The organism is Streptomyces sp. NPDC001502, assembly GCF_042894785.1.
Taxonomy (GTDB): Bacteria; Actinomycetota; Actinomycetes; order Streptomycetales; family Streptomycetaceae; genus Streptomyces; species Streptomyces kutzneri.
In genome coordinates this window covers 55,466-70,999 of record NZ_JBIAVW010000028.1, presented here as the reverse complement: position 1 = coordinate 70,999, position 15,534 = coordinate 55,466, and the positions used below count along the sequence as shown (strand labels likewise).

At 73.1% G+C, this 15,534-nt stretch carries 12 protein-coding genes; 2 read left to right on the top strand and 10 right to left on the bottom strand.

The features are described from left to right. Positions 1-2 precede the first annotated feature (2 nt). Complete coding sequence (locus tag ACFY0D_RS34740) at positions 3-1,268, bottom strand: ATP-binding protein (RefSeq protein WP_390801900.1); 1,266 nt, start codon at positions 1,266-1,268, stop codon at positions 3-5. Positions 1,269-1,306: 38 nt separating this feature from the next. Further along, positions 1,307-1,984 carry a response regulator transcription factor gene (locus tag ACFY0D_RS34735; RefSeq protein WP_030724697.1) on the bottom strand — a complete coding sequence of 226 codons (678 nt, stop codon included), beginning with the start codon at positions 1,982-1,984 and terminating at the stop codon, positions 1,307-1,309. 497 nt (positions 1,985-2,481) lie between these two features. On the opposite strand from ACFY0D_RS34735, the gene ACFY0D_RS34730 reads away from it, so the two are divergent. Beyond that, positions 2,482-4,002, top strand: coding sequence for a peptide MFS transporter (locus tag ACFY0D_RS34730; RefSeq protein WP_390801899.1), 1,521 nt, complete (start codon positions 2,482-2,484; stop codon positions 4,000-4,002). Positions 4,003-4,067: 65 nt separating this feature from the next. Here ACFY0D_RS34730 and ACFY0D_RS34725 read toward each other — a convergent pair whose 3' ends face one another. The 8 genes from ACFY0D_RS34725 to hutU form a co-directional block, all read right to left on the bottom strand. Continuing rightward, the gene (locus ACFY0D_RS34725; RefSeq protein ID WP_390801898.1) at positions 4,068-5,360 is read right to left on the bottom strand and encodes a hypothetical protein; all 1,293 of its coding nucleotides are present in this window, start codon (positions 5,358-5,360) and stop codon (positions 4,068-4,070) included. Between the two features lie 14 nt (positions 5,361-5,374). After that, positions 5,375-6,499, bottom strand: a complete 1,125-nt coding sequence (locus tag ACFY0D_RS34720; RefSeq protein ID WP_390801897.1) for a hypothetical protein — start codon at positions 6,497-6,499, stop codon at positions 5,375-5,377. Further along, positions 6,496-7,524, bottom strand: a complete 1,029-nt coding sequence (locus tag ACFY0D_RS34715; RefSeq protein WP_390801896.1) for a hypothetical protein — start codon at positions 7,522-7,524, stop codon at positions 6,496-6,498. The genes ACFY0D_RS34720 and ACFY0D_RS34715 overlap by 4 nt, the downstream gene beginning before the upstream one ends. A 16-nt stretch (positions 7,525-7,540) precedes the next feature. Beyond that, positions 7,541-8,221 (bottom strand): LPXTG cell wall anchor domain-containing protein, encoded by a 681-nt coding sequence (locus ACFY0D_RS34710; protein WP_390801895.1) that lies wholly within the window; start codon positions 8,219-8,221, stop codon positions 7,541-7,543. A 113-nt stretch (positions 8,222-8,334) separates the two neighbouring features. Next, positions 8,335-9,513 carry an imidazolonepropionase gene (gene hutI / locus ACFY0D_RS34705; RefSeq protein ID WP_390801894.1) on the bottom strand — a complete coding sequence of 393 codons (1,179 nt, stop codon included), beginning with the start codon at positions 9,511-9,513 and terminating at the stop codon, positions 8,335-8,337. 146 nt (positions 9,514-9,659) lie between these two features. After that, positions 9,660-11,000, bottom strand: a complete 1,341-nt coding sequence (locus ACFY0D_RS34700) for a formimidoylglutamate deiminase (RefSeq protein ID WP_390801893.1) — start codon at positions 10,998-11,000, stop codon at positions 9,660-9,662. After that, complete coding sequence (locus tag ACFY0D_RS34695; RefSeq protein WP_390801926.1) at positions 10,991-12,181, bottom strand: allantoate amidohydrolase; 1,191 nt, start codon at positions 12,179-12,181, stop codon at positions 10,991-10,993. Before ACFY0D_RS34695 ends, ACFY0D_RS34700 begins: the two co-directional genes overlap by 10 nt. A gap of 11 nt (positions 12,182-12,192) precedes the next feature. Further along, a complete protein-coding gene (gene hutU / locus ACFY0D_RS34690) occupies positions 12,193-13,857 on the bottom strand; it encodes a urocanate hydratase (RefSeq protein ID WP_390801892.1) in 1,665 nt (554 codons plus the stop codon). Positions 13,858-13,961: 104 nt separating this feature from the next. On the opposite strand from hutU, the gene ACFY0D_RS34685 reads away from it, so the two are divergent. After that, complete coding sequence (locus ACFY0D_RS34685) at positions 13,962-15,332, top strand: diaminopimelate decarboxylase (RefSeq protein ID WP_390801891.1); 1,371 nt, start codon at positions 13,962-13,964, stop codon at positions 15,330-15,332. Positions 15,333-15,534: the final 202 nt, after the last annotated feature.

Sequence of the window (15,534 nt, the reverse complement as noted above, 5' to 3'; positions counted from 1 at the left end):
CGCTAGCGGACCGTGGTCTGCGGTTCGGCCGGCTCCGGCGCCGTCCGGCTGAGGAACAGCGCGAACACCGGCGGCTGCGTCTGGAGCAGCTCCAGGCGTCCGCCGTCCGCCTCCGCGAGGTCCCGGGCCACCGCGAGGCCGATCCCGGTGGAGTTGCGGCCGCTGATGGCCCGCTCGAAGATCCGGTTGCCGAGGTCCGGCGGGACGCCCGGTCCCTCGTCCGTGACCTCCAGCACCGCCTGGTTGCCGATCACCCGGGTGCGCAGCGCGACCGTGCCGCCGCCGTGCATCAGGGCGTTCTCCACCAGGGTGGCCAGTACCTGCGAGACCGCGCCCGGGGTGCCGACGGCCCGTACGCCCTGCCGTCCGGAGCGCACGATGGCCCGGCCCGCACTGCGGTAGGCCGGCCGCCACTCCTCGACCTGCTGCTTGACGACCTCGTCCAGGTCGAAGGGGACCGCCGAGCCCGTCCGCGGGTCCCGCGAGTTCGTGAGCAGCCGCTGCACCACGTCCGTGAGCCGCTCCACCTGGGTCAGGGCGATCGTCGCCTCCTCCCGGACGGTCGCCAGGTCGTCGGTGACGGTGATCTCCTCCAGCCGCATGGAGAGCGCGGTGAGCGGGGTGCGCAGCTGGTGGGAGGCGTCCGCGGCCAGGCGCCGCTCGGCCGTCAGCATCCGGCCGATCCGCTCGGCGCTGGAGTCCAGCACGTCCGCGACCCGGTCCAGCTCGGGGACCCCGTACCGCTTGTGCCGGGGCCGCGGGTCGCCCGATCCGAGCCGCTCCGCCGTCTCGGCCAGGTCGGTGAGCGGGGAGGCCAGCCGGTTGGCCTGCCGTACGGCGAGCAGGACGGCCGCCACGACGGCCAGCAGGGCCACCGCGCCGACCACGGCCAGGGTCCGCCCGACCTCGCGGGTCACGGTGGAGCGGGACTCCTCGACGACCACGACCTCGCCCTGCTCCCCGCGGGCGGTGCCGCGGATCACACTGTCGGGGATCGGGGCGCCCACGTCCACGGCCGGCTGGCCGGGGACGGTGATCCGCGCGTGGTGGCCGGCGTCCAGCTGCTCGCCGAGGGCCAGGGGGTCGATCGGTTTCTTCTCCAGGACGTTCGCCTCGACGATGCCCACGAGCCGCAGCGCCTCGGACTCGATGCGGTCCTGGGCGCTGCTGGTGATGGTCCGGGTCTCCACGATGACGAGGGAGACCCCGAAGACGGCGATCACGACGAGCACCACGGCGAGCGTGGAGTTGATGAGGCGGCGGCGCATGCCCTAGAGCATGCCCCAGGTGAGGCCGCGGGAGGCGGTCAGCTCTTCTCGAAGCGGAAACCGACGCCGCGCACGGTGGCGATGTAGCGGGGGTTGGCGGCGTCGTCCCCCAGCTTCTTGCGCAGCCAGGAGATGTGCATGTCGAGGGTCTTGGTGGAGGACCACCAGGTGGTGTCCCAGACCTCGCGCATGAGCTGGTCGCGGGTGACGACCCGGCCCGCGTCGCGGACCAGGACCCGCAGCAGGTCGAACTCCTTGGCCGTGAGCTGGAGCTCCTCCTCCCCCATCCAGGCCCGGTGCGATTCGACGTCGATCCGCACGCCGTGGGTGGCGGGGGGCTGGAGGGCCTCGGTGGCACCGCGCCGGAGCAGGGCCCGGACCCGGGCGAGCAGTTCGGCCAGGCGGAAGGGCTTGGTCACGTAGTCGTCGGCGCCGGCGTCCAGGCCGACGACCGTGTCGACCTCGTCCGCCCGGGCGGTGAGGACCAGGATCGGGAAGCCGTGGCCCTCGGCGCGCAGCCGGCGGGCGACCTCCAGGCCGTCCATACCCGGCAGTCCCAGGTCGAGGACGACGAGGTCGACGCCGCCCTGCAGTCCCGCGTCCAGGGCGGTGGGGCCGTCCTCCCGGACCTCGACCTCGTACCCTTCCCGGCGCAGGGCGCGGGCCAGGGGCTCCGAGATGGATGCGTCGTCCTCGGCGAGCAGTACACGCGTCATGTGGGTGATGGTAGTCCGCGGCGGCTGAAACCAGAGGCCTGCGGGCAGACCCCTCTCTATCTGGGCTTATGAACTACTAAGCGCCTTCGAATATGGTCGAACGGTTCCCGGCGCGCCTTGTGATCCATCTCTCAAGTCCTTTCATATGCCGCAGTGTCGTGTCGTATGGTGGCGAGACGCCTGATGCAATACCTCAGGGACCTTTGTGCCGAAAAGCAGCACGAAGGTCTCTATTTCTGTCCTGAACCGGACGGACCGCCCTCTCAAGGGCGGGCCCGGCCCGTCTTGACGACAGTGAATGACCTGTTGGCCGGGCCCTCGCGTGATGACTGCGCGCGAGGGCGTGGATCCCGGTTACGGATGTCCTGCCGCCCCCACCCCCGTGGGGCGGACCCCGAGGCGTGGGGTGGGAGATCCGTCCGCCGGTGCCGGCCACCCCCCACCGGGCGCGGATGAGCTCACGAAGCCGATGCGTCCCGAGCAAGCAAGGATCGACCATGGCTTCCAGCCTGACGACGGCTTCTCCGAGCCCCGCTTACGAGAAGACCGTCCTCGGCCACCCGATCGGCCTGGCCACGCTGTTCATGACCGAGATGTGGGAGCGCTTCTCCTACTACGGCATGCGTGCGCTTCTCGTTCTGTACTTGGTCTCCGGCGGCGTCGACGCCGCGACCGACAGCCAGGGTGGTGGCCTCGGCTTCACCGCCGCGACGGCCACGGCGATCTACTCCGTCTACGTGGCCATGGTCTACCTCATGGCCATGCCCGGCGGCTGGTTCGGTGACCGCGTCTGGGGCGCCCGCAAGACGGTCGCCATCGCCGGTGTCGTGATCATGGCGGGCCACGTGGCGCTCGCGATGCCCGGCCAGATCGCTTTCTTCGTCGGTCTGCTGCTGGTCGCGATCGGCTCCGGTCTGCTGAAGGCCAACATCTCCACGATGGTCGGCCACCTGTACCGGGGCGTGGACGACCCGCGCCGTGACAGCGGCTTCACGATCTTCTACATCGGCATCAACGTCGGTGCCCTTCTCGCCCCGATCGGCATCGGCATGGTCGGCGAGCTCGTGAACTGGCACCTCGGCTTCGCGCTGGCTGCCGTCGGCATGGCCGTCGGCCTGGTGGTCTACCTGCTCGCCGGCCGCACCCTGAGCCCGCAGAGCAGCGTCGTCCCGAACCCGCTGTCCGCGTCCGAGCGCAAGGCCGTGATCGTCAAGGCCCTCGCCGTCCTGGCCGTCGTCGCCGTCTTCTACGGCGCCGTGGTCGCGGCGGACATGTTCACCATCAAGTGGGCGCTGTACCCGATCACCATCGCCGGTCTGATCATCCCGGTCGCCGTCCTCGTCCGCATCAAGCGGGACAAGGACCTGTCCACCGTCGAGCAGACCCGGATGAGCGCCTACATCTGGTTCTTCGTGGCCGCCGCCGTGTTCTGGATGATCTACGACCAGGGCGGTTCGACGCTCTCGCTCTTCGGTGACAAGAACTCCGAGCGCGCCCTGTTCGGCTGGGAAGTCCCGACCGTCATCTTCCAGTCGCTGAACCCGCTCTTCGTGGTGATCCTGGCGCCGATCTTCGCCGCCGCGTGGGTGGCCATGGCCCGCCGCAACCGCGAGCCCAGCACCATCGTGAAGTTCTCGGTGGCCCTGGTCATCGTCGGTGCCTCGTTCTTCGTCTTCGCCCTGCCGCTGAGCCAGACCGCCGGCAACGACACCAAGGTCACCATGTGGTGGCTGGTGCTCATCTTCCTGATGCACACCCTCGCCGAGCTGTGCCTCTCCCCGGTCGGCCTGTCGGTCACCACGAAGATGGCGCCGCAGAAGTACGGCTCCCAGATGATGGGCGTCTGGTTCCTGGCCGTCACCGCCGGTGACTGCATCACCGGTCTGATGGGTCTGGCCGACGTACAGCTGAACGGCGTCGGCGTCATCCTCTTCCAGGCGGTCGCCGCCGTACTCGCCGGTCTCGCGATCTTCATGTACCGCAAGAAGGTCGACCAGCTGATGGGCGACATGAACTGACGCGTTCGCGTCCCGTCCCACGGAACGGCCCGGCACACCGGAAGGTGTGCCGGGCCGTTCGCGTGTCAGCGGGTGCCGCGCAGGCGGCGCCACGGGGTGAAGGTGAACACCGCGCCGCCGAGCAGGATCACCGTGCCGGCGACCAGGGCCAGGGCCTTGATGCCGCCCTCGTCCTCCGCCCCGGTCTCGGCGAGGCCGCCCGAGGTGCCGCTGCCGGACGCCGTGGAGGAACCGGAGCCGCCCGGCTGCGCGGCGGTGTCCAGTTCCAGCGAGACCCCGCTGCTCGTCGCCTTGCAGGGGACGTTGATCGGGGTGGCGCCGGGGGCCATCGTGACGTCGATCGTCAGCTGGTCCGGGCTGAGCGTCACCTTGCCGCTCTTGCCGGGTTTGTAGGTGCCGGTCATGTCGCTGAGGCTGACCGGGGCCTTGTCCGGGATCGGCTCCGCGTTGGCCGGGCCGGAGACCTTGACCGTGCCGCTGTCCGCCCCGCCGAGCTTCACGTCCATCGAGGGCTTGAGCGCCCCCGCGGGCAGGGCCATGGGCGCCGCCATCGCGCCCTTGGCGGTCTTGACCGTCAGGTCGTAGCTGCCGCCGTTCTTCTTCGCGTTGATCGTGACCGGGGTCTTGATGCCCCCCGGGACGACCGGCCCGCAGTCGAAGGCCACCTCGACCGCCTTGCCGGGGAAGTCGGTCTGGCCGCCCCCGCCGCCGGAGGCGGAGCCGCCCGAGGCCGATCCGCCCGAGGTGGTCGTCGAGCCGCCGGTGGTCGTGGAACCGCCCGTGGTCGTGGAGCCTCCCGTGGTGGTGCCACCGGTCGTCGTACCGCCGCTGGAGCCGGCCGCCACGTCGATGGTGGCGCCGACGCCCACGCTGCCGGTCGGGGCGCACTTGGTGACGAACGTGCCGAAGGAGAAGGTGACGGCCACGTCGTACTTGCCGGGGGTCAGCGTGATCTTCCCGGCCTTGGTGAGCTTCAGCTTGCCCTTCATCACGGACATCACCATGGGCGCCTTCTTCGGGATCGGCGGGTTCTTCTTCTCCCCGACGACCTTCAGCTCACCGCCACCTCCGCTCACGGTGATCCAGCCGGTGGGCTGGACCGCGTCCTGCGGGATGTCCATCAGGTCCGTGTTGTTCGAGGCCGGCTTCACCGTCTCCCAGGACACGTCGACCTCGTCGCCGACCTTCGCCGAGGCGGGGGCGGTGACCTTGGCGGTGGTCTCCCCCTCCACCGGACTGCCGCCCCCGGCCGGGGGAACGCACTTGACGTTGAACTTGGTCTCCGCGGCCTGGGCGGGAGTGGCTCCGATGGCGATACCGGCGCCGCCGAGCAGCAGCGCGATCACGGCCGTGCTCACCCTCCGTTGGGTATTCACGAATGTCCCTTCGTCGTCGAACGGTTCTCAGACGGTGCGGACGCCTGTGGTGCTGTGCCCGGCGCGCTGTCCGGGGTGAACCACGGCAGGACCGCCGTGGTGGTCTGGGGGGACTGCTCCGGGCGGTCGGATCCCGGGGCCGGCTCAGGGGGCCGCAGGGCCGCGATCCGCGGCAGCCGGGCCGTCACGGCGGAGGCCGCCGCAGCGGCCGCGGCAGCGGTCGTATCCAGGGGACGCGTACCGCGGTGGCGGCCGGCGGCGGGCGCGGAGCTCGGCCGCACCCGGTCGACGACCGCCATGCCGATGCGGAAGACCGCGGCGGGGATCACCAGCAGGAGCAGGCCCCAGAAGAGCAGCACCCCGTACGGGCGGTCCACGCCCCAGGGCTGCGTGGCCAGCACGGTCTCGCCGTACTTGAGGGAGATCGTGTAGTCCCCGTGGGCGCCCGCGGCGAGGCCCGCGTCGAGCGCGATCTCCGCCTTGCCGCCGGGCGGGATGGTGCCCTTCCAGCGGGCCTCCTCCCACAGCGGGGCGAACACCCCGTGGGCGGTGCCCAGCTGGAAGACCGGGTCCTTGACCGGGACCGGGCCGAGATTGCCGACGGTGACCTTGAACTTCCGGGAGGGAGGGGCGCCGAACCAGGTCAGTACCCCGTCCTCGCCCTCCAGCCGGACCCCGGTGAGCATCGCGAGGCGGGCCGTGCCGGATTCGGCGGGCAGCTCGGCGACCGGGTGGCCGTTGATCTTCAGGGGGGTCGCGACGGTGGACTGGTCGCCGTTGACGGAGGTGACGTTGACGATGCAGGGGCACGGCTTGGGCGGTGCCACCACGGGCAGCTGGGCGGTGAAGCTCCCGTCGGCGGCGACCGAGACGGCGGCGCCGTCGGCGTTGGCGCAGCTGTTGGTGCCGCCGATCATGTTCTGGCCGCAGACCAGCAGCATCACCAGCGTCCTGGCCGGCCAGCCGGTACCGGTGACCGTGATCCCGGTGCCCGTGGCGGCCTCCTGGAGCGAGAGCGCCACGGCCGGCTTGCCCTCGGCGGCGGCCGCCGGGCCCGTGGGGAACAGGGCGAGGGCGCACACCGCCAGCCCCGCGGCCAGCAGGGCTCCGACTCTTCTCACCTGGCGGCTCCCGTCAGTTCGTGGTGCGGTGCAGGGGTCGTCGGTCCGGCCGCGGACGGCGCGTCCGGCGCCGTCCCCGGGCCCGGTCCGGGTACGGGCCGCCGACGGCGTACGAGGTACAGCGCGGCGGCGGTGGCCGCGCCGAGGCCGAGCAGGCCGGCCCCGGTCCAGCCGGCCAGGCCCCGGGGGACGAGCCAGCGCGAGCCGGTGGCCACCGCGCGGGCGCCGCCGGGGGCGGTCACGGTGAGGGTGACGCGGACCCGGTCGAAGGCCGGGGCGCCGGGCCAGGGCTCGGTGAGCTCCACCCGCTGGCCGGGCAGCAGTTCGACCGGCAGGGTGCGGCCGCGGGGCGGGCCGGACACCTCGCCGACGAGGGCCTCGGCGCGGATCCGGAGCTCGGGGGCGAGGGCCACGTTGCCGCGGTTGACGAGGGTGTAGGCGATGACGGTGGCCGGGCCCCGGCCCCGTACGGCGACGTCCTCGACCGTGAGGGCGGCCAGGGCGGGGCCGCCGACCCGCAGGTGGACCCGTACCCCGACCTCGTGGCCGCCCTCGGTGGCGATCACGGCGGCGGGGTGGTCGCCGGGCGGGGACGCGGGCGGCACGGTGAGGGTGAAGGGGACCACGGCGCGGGTGCGGGGCGGGACCTTCACGGTGGTGGCGGCCCCGAAGCTGATCCAGGAGCCGGCCCCGGTGGCGTCGGCAGACCCGGCAGCCCCGGTGCCGGGTGCCGCCGGGCGGACCGCGAAGGCGCCCTCGGCCGTGTTGTAGGCGTCGGCGCCGCGCAGCGTGATGGTGCGCTCCCGGTCGGTGGTGTTGGCCAGGGCGAGGCGGTCCTCCAGCACGGTGCCGGGGGCACCGGCCAGGTAGAAGTACGGGCGGGCGGTGGCCGCCGCTCCGGCGGCGGGCTCGGCGGTCCAGCCCGGTTCGTCGGCGGCCGCGGGGCACGCGGGGGCCGCGTACAGCGTGGCGGCGGCAAGCAGGAGGACGGCGGCGGCGCGCCTCAGGGTGGGGAGCACGGGCATGACCGGGGTGCTCCGTTCAGGACCCGGCCCGCCGGCCGCGCCGGGTCAGCCAGAGCACGCCGACGGCGCCGGAGAGCAGCACGGTGCCGCCGAGGGTGCCGAGGGCCAGGGCGGAATCGGCGGGCCCGGTCTGCGGGAGGGTGTCGCCGGTGGTGTCGGCGCCTGCCTGCGTGTTCCCGCCGCCGCCGGGGGCCGTGACGTCGAGCTCCAGCGAGGGCTTCGGGCTGTTGCCGGGGGTGCAGGTCGTCGTGGTGCTCATCGCCATGATGGTGAGCACCCCGGCGGTGAAGGTGACCTTGCCGCTCTTCTTGGGCGTGTACGTGCCCGAGAGGTCGGTGATCCTGATGGGTGTGTCCGGGGGCACGGCCTCGGGGTTGGGCGGACCCGAGACCGGTACGGACACCTTCTCGGCGCCGTCGACGAGGATGACGGCGCTGGGGTTCATCGCGCCCTTGCCGAGTTCGATGGGGCTGGACGAGACGCCCTTCTGGAAGGACATCGTCAGCTTGTACCCGTCGCCCTCCTTGACGGCCTTGATGTCGATGGGCGACACCGCCGACTTGTCCCCGATCGGGGTCTTGCAGTCGTAGGCGACGTCGACGACGGCGGCATGGGCCGCGGGGGCGGTGAACAGCACCGCCGATCCGGCCAGCGCGGAGGCCAGCGCGAGCGCGGTGGAGCGTTTGCGGTCGGACACCTTCGTCTTCCCCTCGGGCCACAGAAAACTGACGACACATCAGATCGGTGGCTCAAGGTAAGCCCGGGGGCTTACGGAGGGAAGACAAAGGACAACCCGGGATTGACCGTTCGTCAGTGCACGCGGCGGCCCCGCTGCCAGACCCCGGAAACGAGCGGTACGCCCGGCCGGTAGGCGAGGTGGACATGGCTCGGGGCGTCCAGCAGGGCCAGGTCGGCGCGGGCCCCCGGGGCCACGCGGCCGATGTCGTCGCGGCGCAGGGCGCGGGCGCCGCCGGCGGTGGCCGACCAGAGGGCCTCGTCGGGGGTCATCCGCATGTCGCGGACGGCGAGCGCGATGCAGAACGGCATCGAACTCGTGTAGGAGGAGCCGGGGTTGCAGTCCGTGGACAGGGCGACGGTGGCGCCCGCGTCGATCAGGCGCCGGGCGTCGGGCCACTGGGCGCGCGTGGAGAACTCGGCGCCGGGCAGCAGGGTGGCGACGGTGGTGCCGGCGGCCTGCGCGAGGGCGTCCACGTCGGCGTCGGTGAGGTGGGTGCAGTGGTCGGCGGAGGCGGCCTGGAGCTCCACGGCGAGTTGGACGCCGGGCCCGTAGGAGAGCTGGTTGGCGTGCACGCGGGGGATCAGCCCGGCGGCGGCCCCGGCGGTGAGGATCGCGCGGGCCTGGTCGCCGTCGAAGGCGCCCTTCTCGCAGAAGACGTCCACCCAGCGGGCGTACGGGGCACAGGCCGCCAGCATCTCGCCGGTGACGAGGTCGACGTAGGCGGCCGGGTCCTCGGCGAAGTCGGGGGAGACGATGTGCGCGCCGAGGTAGGTGACCTCCTCGGTGTGCGCGGCGGCGATCCGCAGGGCGCGGGCCTCGTCGGCGACGGTGAGGCCGTAGCCGGACTTGGTCTCGAAGGTGGTGGTGCCCTGGCGCCGGGCCTCGTCGAGGTGGCGCACCAGGCCCGCCTCCAGCTCCGCGTCGGTGGCGGCGCGGGTGGCGGCGACGGTGGTGCGGATGCCGCCGGCGGAGTAGGCGCGGCCCGACATCCGGGCGTTGAACTCCTGGGTGCGGTCGCCGGCGAAGACGAGGTGGGAGTGGGAGTCGACGAAGCCGGGGATGACGGCCCGACCCTGCGCGTCGAAGCTCTCGTCCGCGGCAGGCGCCTTGCCGGCGGGGCCGACCCAGGCGACGGTCTCGCCGTCGATGACGACGGCGGCGTCCTGAATGAGGCCGAGGGGGCTGCCGTCGCCGAGGGCGGGGTCGTTGGTGACGAGGCTGCCGATGTTGGTGATGGCGGTGGTGGTCATGGGGTTCCTCTCAGAGCACCGGGCTCTGCCCGGACCCGGTCCTCAAACGCCGGACGGGCTGAAATACAGCCCCGCCAGGGGGCACCTCCCAGCGGTAGCTGGGGGAGTTTGAGGCGCGGGGTCTGGGGCGGAGCCCCAGGAAACGGTCAGCGGCGGACGGCGGCGATCGATGCGGCCAGGGCGGACGGTACGTCCCCGACCAGGGTGTGGTAGCCGTCGCGGACCACGTGGCGGCCGCCGACCACCGTGTGGCGGACGTCCGAGGCGGTGGCGGCGAACACCGCCGTCTCGGCACCCAGCCGCGCCGGCGGACCCGCCGTGCGGACGGAGTCCAGCGCGATCGTGGTGAAGTCCGCGAGCGCGCCCGCCTCCAGGCGGCCCGCGTCGGGGCGCCCGAGGGCGGCGTGACCGTCCTCGGTGGCGGCGGCGAGCAGGGCGTTCGCCGTCCAGTGGCCCCGGGTCCGGCTGCGCAGGCGCTCGTTGAGCTCCATGGCGCGGGCCTCTTCGAGCAGGTCGATCACGGCGTGGCTGTCGCTGCCCAGGGACAGCGGGCTGCCGGCGTGCTGGAGCCGGGTCGCCGGGCCGATGCCGTCCGCGAGGTCGCGTTCGGTGGTGGGGCACATGCAGGTGCCGGTGGTGGTCCCGCCGAGGAGGGCGATGTCCGTGTCGGTGAGGTGCGTGTTGTGGACGCCGGTGGTGCGCGGGCCGAGCACGCCGTGGTCGGCCAGCAGCTGGGTCGGCGTGCGTCCGTGGGCGGCCTGGCAGGCGTCGTTCTCCGCGGTCTGCTCCGAGAGGTGGACGTGCAGGGGCGCCCGGCGCTCCTCGGCCCAGCCGGCCACGGTGGCCAGTTCGGCTGCGGGGACCGCGCGGACCGAGTGGATCGCGGCGCCGATCAGGGCGTGCTCGCGGGGCTTGAGTGCACTCGCGCGCTCGGCCCAGGCCTCGGCGGTGCCGTCGGAGAAGCGCAGCTGGTGGGTGTCGGGGGCCTCGCCGAAGCCCGAGGACAGGTACGCGGTGTCCAGGAGCGTGATCCGGATGCCGGCCGCGGCGGCGGCCTCGATCAGGGCCTCGCCCATCGCGTTCGGGTCGGCGTACACGGCGCCGCCGGGCGCGTGGTGGACGTAGTGGAACTCGCCGACGTTGGTGATGCCGGCCAGCGCCATCTCGGCGTAGACGGCGCGGGCGAGCGCGAAGTAGCTGTCGGGGGTGAGGTTCTGGGCGACCTTGTACATCAGGTCGCGCCAGGTCCAGAAGGTGCCGGAGCCGACCTGGACCGTGCCTCGCAGGGCCCGGTGGAAGGCGTGGCTGTGCGCGTTGGCCAGCCCGGGGAGGGTGAGGCCGCGCAGCACCTCGGCGCCGGGCGGCGGGGTCTCGGCCCCGGTGCGCAGGGCGCCGATCCGGCCGTCGGCCGTGACCTCCAGGGCGACGCCCGGCTCGACGTGGGTGCCGAGCCAGGCGTGCTCCAGCCAGTACGTCGTCAACGACATGCCAGGCCTTCCAGTACGTCGGCGAGGGCGAGGACGCCGGCCACGCAGTCGTCCTCGGCGGCGAACTCCCGCGGGGAGTGGGAGACGCCGGTGGGGTTCCGTACGAACAGCATGGCGGTCGGGACGGCGGCGGAGAGGATTCCGGCGTCGTGTCCCGCCCCGGTCCCGAGGACGGGGACCGAACCGCCCAGGATCCGGTTCATCTCGTCGCGCAGGGCGTGCTCGAACTCGACGACCGGGGTGAAGGACTCCCGGACTATGCCGAGGTCGATGCCGTCCTGGTCGGCGCGCTCGCGGGCGGCCTTCTCGATGGCGGTCACGACCGTGTCGAGGGTGGCCTGGTCGGCGGCCCGGGAGTCCAGCCAGCCGCGCACGAGCGAGGGGATGGCGTTGACCCCGTTGGGCTCGACCGAGATCTTCCCGAAGGTGGCGACGGCCCCGGCGAGGGCCGCCTCGGTACGGGCGGCCAGGACGGTCGCCGCGTACGTGAGCATCGGGTCGCGGCGGTCGACCAGCCGGGTGGTGCCGGCGTGGTTGGCCTCGCCGCGGAAGTCGAACCGCCAGCGGCCGTGCGGCCAGATCGCGGAGGCGATGCCGACCCGGTCCCCGGAGAGGTCCAGGGCGCGGCCCTGTTCCACGTGCAGCTCGACGAAGGCGCCGATGCGGCCGAGGCGTTCGGGGTCGGCCCCGATGGCCTCGGGGTCGTATCCGGCGGCCTCCATGGCCTGGGGCAGGGAGATGCCCTCGGCGTCGCGCAGCTCGTACGCCTTGTCCTTGGTCAGCTGCCCGGCGGCGAGCCGGGAGCCGACGCAGGCGAGCCCGAAGCGGGCGCCTTCCTCGTCACCGAAGTTGGTGATGGCGAGCGGCCTGGAGAACTCCGCGTCCCTCCTGCGGAGCTCGTCCAGGGCCGCGAAGGAGGACACCACCCCGAGGGGGCCGTCGAAGGCCCCGCCGTCGGGGACGGAGTCCAGGTGCGAGCCGGTGACCACGGCGTCCCCCGCGAGGGGGTCGCCGAGCCAGGCCCACTGGTTGCCGTTGCGGTCGGTCTCGTACGTCAGCCCGCGCGCCTCCGCCTGCTCCTGGAACCAGGTCCGGCAGTCGGCGTCGGCCCCGCTCCAGGCGTACCTGCGGTATCCGCCGGTGCCGGTGTCGCGGCCGATGGGCGCGAGCTCGGCCCACATGTCGTGGAAGGTCACGCGTCGTCGCCCTCACGCATGGGGACACGGACGCCGCGCTCGCCGGCGACCGACTCGGCGATGTCGTAGCCGGCGTCGACGTGACGGATGACGCCCATGCCCGGGTCGTTGGTGAGGACGCGGCGGATCTTCTCGCCGGCGAGCGGGGTGCCGTCGGCGACCGTGACCTGGCCCGCGTGGATGGAGCGGCCCATGCCGACGCCGCCGCCGTGGTGGATGGAGACCCAGGAGGCGCCGGAGGCCACGTTGACCATGGCGTTGAGCAGCGGCCAGTCGGCGATCGCGTCGGAGCCGTCGAGCATGGCCTCGGTCTCGCGGTACGGGGAGGCCACCGAGCCGCAGTCGAGGTGGTCGCGGCCGATGACCAGCGGCGCGGCGAGGGTGCCGTCGGCGACCATCTCGTTGAAGCGCTCGCCGGCCTTGTCGCGCTCGCCGTAGCCGAGCCAGCAGATGCGCGCGGGCAGGCCCTGGAAGTGGACGCGCTCGCCCGCCATCTTGATCCAGCGGTGCAGGGACTCGTTCTCCGGGAAGAGCTCCAGCATGGCCTTGTCGGTCTTGTGGATGTCCGAGGCCTCGCCGGACAGGGCGGCCCAGCGGAAGGGGCCCTTGCCCTCGCAGAACAGCGGGCGGATGTAGGCGGGGACGAAGCCGGGGAAGGCGAAGGCGCGGTCGTAGCCGGCCAGCTGGGCCTCGCCGCGGATGGAGTTGCCGTAGTCGAAGACCTCGGCGCCGGCGTCCATGAAGCCGACCATGGCCTCGACGTGCTTGGCCATGGACTCGCGGGCGCGGGTGGTGAAGCCGGCCGGGTCCTTGGCGGCGTAGGAGGCCATGTCGTCGAAGTCGACGCCCACGGGCAGGTACGCGAGCGGGTCGTGGGCCGAGGTCTGGTCGGTCACGATGTCGATGGGCGCGCCCTCGGCGAGCATCTGCGGGAGCAGCTCGGCGGCGTTGCCGAGGAGGCCGATGGAGAGCGGCTTGCGGGCGTCGCGGGCTTCGACGGCCAGCTGGAGGGCGTGGCGCAGGTTGTCGGCCTTGACGTCCAGGTAGCGGTGCTCGATGCGGCGGTCGATGGCGCGCGGGTCGACGTCGATGCAGATCGCGACGCCGTCGTTCATCGTCACGGCCAGCGGCTGGGCGCCGCCCATGCCGCCGAGGCCGGCGGTGAGGGTGATGGTGCCCGCGAGGGTGCCGTTGAACTTCTTCGCCGCGACGGCCGCGAAGGTCTCGTAGGTGCCCTGGAGGATGCCCTGGGTGCCGATGTAGATCCAGGACCCGGCGGTCATCTGGCCGTACATGGTCAGGCCCAGGTGCTCCAGACGGCGGAACTCCTCCCAGTTGGCCCAGTCGCCGACGAGGTTGGAGTTGGCGAGCAGGACGCGCGGCGCCCACTCGTGGGTCTGCATCACGCCGACCGGGCGGCCGGACTGGACCAGCATCGTCTCGTCCTGCTTGAGGGTCTGCAGGGTGCGGACCATCGCGTCGTACGAGCGCCAGTCGCGGGCGGCCTTGCCGGTGCCGCCGTAGACGACGAGCTTGTCGGGGTGCTCGGCGACCTCGGGGTCGAGGTTGTTCTGCAGCATCCGCAGGGCGGCCTCCTGCTGCCATCCCAGGGTGCTGAGGTCGGTGCCTCGCGCGGCACGTACGGGGCGGGGTCCTGACATGGCGGTGCCTCCTCCGATGTTGGTCAATCTATTCACATCCTCCCGCCCTGAATAGATTCAGTCAACAGCTGCGGTCGGCCCCGTCGGATGATGGGATGGCCGGCATGGCTGTACACGCGGAGGGCGAGGGCGGCGCCGGGAGCGCCGCCGAGCGCCGGGACCTGGCCGTACGGGCCGCCGTCGAGCAGGGCCTCGTGGGCGGGGGCGACGGCGCGGAGCCCCTGGCCTGCCTGCTGGACGTCGCCGGGATCCGGGCCTCCGCCGCCGCCCTGACCGGCGCCTTCGCGGCCGCCCTCGCGCCCGGCACCCCCGTCCTGCACGCCTTCGCCGTCAAGGCCGCCCCGCTCGTCCCGGTCCTGCGGCTGCTCGCCGACGCCGGGCTCGGCTGCGAGGTGGCCAGCCCCGGGGAGCTGGCGCTGGCCCGGGCGGCGGGCGTCCCCGCGGCCCGGACCGTCCTGGATTCCCCCGCCAAGACGCCGGCCGAGCTGCGCGAGGCCCTGGCCCTGGGCATCGCCGTGAACGCCGACAATCCCCAGGAGCTGGAACGCCTCGACGCGCTCGTCGCGGCGACGGCCGCGCCGACCGCGGCTCCGATCGGCCTGCGGATCAACCCGCAGACCGGCGCCGGGGCCATCGACGCCCTGTCCACGGCCACCGCGACCTCGAAGTTCGGCATCGGCCTGCGCGACCCCGGCGCCCGCGCCTGGCTCGTACGGGCCTACCTGGACCGGCCGTGGCTCACCCGCCTGCACATCCACTCGGGCTCCCAGGGCGTACCCCTGGCCCTGATCGCGGAAGGCGTACGGGACCTGCACGCGCTCGCCGAGGAGATCAACGCGGCGGCCGGGCGGCGCCAGGTCGACACCCTCGACATCGGCGGCGGCCTGCCGGTGAACTTCGCCTCGGACGAGGAGACGCCCACCCACGCGCAGTACGTGGCCGCCCTGCGCGAGGCGGTCCCCGCCCTGTTCGACGGCTCGTACGGCCTGGTCACGGAGTTCGGCCGGTCCCTGCTGGCCAAGCACGGCCTGGTCCTGGCGCGGGTCGAGTACACCAAGACCAGCGGGTCCCGGCCGATCGCGCTCACCCACGCCGGGGTCCAGGTGGCGACGCGCACCGCGTACGCCCCGGCGGCCTGGCCGGTGCGGATCCTGCCCTACGACGCGAAGGGCGCCCCGAAGACCGGCGACCCGGTGGCCCAGGACATCGCGGGCCCGGCCTGCTTCGCGGGGGACCTGCTGGCCACCGCGCGCGAGCTGCCGCGGCTCGCCCCCGGCGACCTGATCGGCGTCCCGGACACCGGCGCGTACTTCTTCACGGCCCACTACGGCTACAACAGCCTGCCCCGCCCTGCGGTCCACGGCTTCACGCTCACCGCGTCGGGCGAGGTCCGCTTCAGCCTCGTCCGCCCTGCGCAGGACGTCTCGGCCATCGTCGCGGAGGCGGGCGGAGCCTTCCGCGACGCCCTGCTGTAGCCGCTGCGCGGGGCCTCCCGGGGGTTCCGCCCCGGACCCCGCTCCTCAATCGCCGGAGGGCTGCGTTTCAGCCCCGCCAGGGGGCACCTCCCAGCGGAACCCGGTCCTGCGCGCCGCGCGCAACGCCCTGCTGCCACTGCTCGCCCGCATCCCGGCGCTGCGCGACCGCCTCGCCACCGAGCCGGCGGAGCTCAACTGCCGC

Bases quoted from the DNA above. Each gene is read 5' to 3' on its own strand.
- hutU (WP_390801892.1), bottom strand. From the start codon at position 13,857: ATGTCAGGACCCCGCCCCGTACGTGCCGCGCGAGGCACCGACCTCAGC.
- ACFY0D_RS34740 (WP_390801900.1), bottom strand. From the start codon at position 1,268: ATGCGCCGCCGCCTCATCAACTCCACGCTCGCCGTGGTGCTCGTCGTG.
- ACFY0D_RS34730 (WP_390801899.1), top strand. From the start codon at position 2,482: ATGGCTTCCAGCCTGACGACGGCTTCTCCGAGCCCCGCTTACGAGAAG.
- ACFY0D_RS34700 (WP_390801893.1), bottom strand. From the start codon at position 11,000: ATGTCGTTGACGACGTACTGGCTGGAGCACGCCTGGCTCGGCACCCAC.
- ACFY0D_RS34685 (WP_390801891.1), top strand. From the start codon at position 13,962: ATGGCTGTACACGCGGAGGGCGAGGGCGGCGCCGGGAGCGCCGCCGAG.
- ACFY0D_RS34695 (WP_390801926.1), bottom strand. From the start codon at position 12,181: ATGTGGGCCGAGCTCGCGCCCATCGGCCGCGACACCGGCACCGGCGGA.
- ACFY0D_RS34735 (WP_030724697.1), bottom strand. From the start codon at position 1,984: ATGACGCGTGTACTGCTCGCCGAGGACGACGCATCCATCTCGGAGCCC.
- hutI (WP_390801894.1), bottom strand. From the start codon at position 9,513: ATGACCACCACCGCCATCACCAACATCGGCAGCCTCGTCACCAACGAC.
- ACFY0D_RS34715 (WP_390801896.1), bottom strand. From the start codon at position 7,524: ATGCCCGTGCTCCCCACCCTGAGGCGCGCCGCCGCCGTCCTCCTGCTT.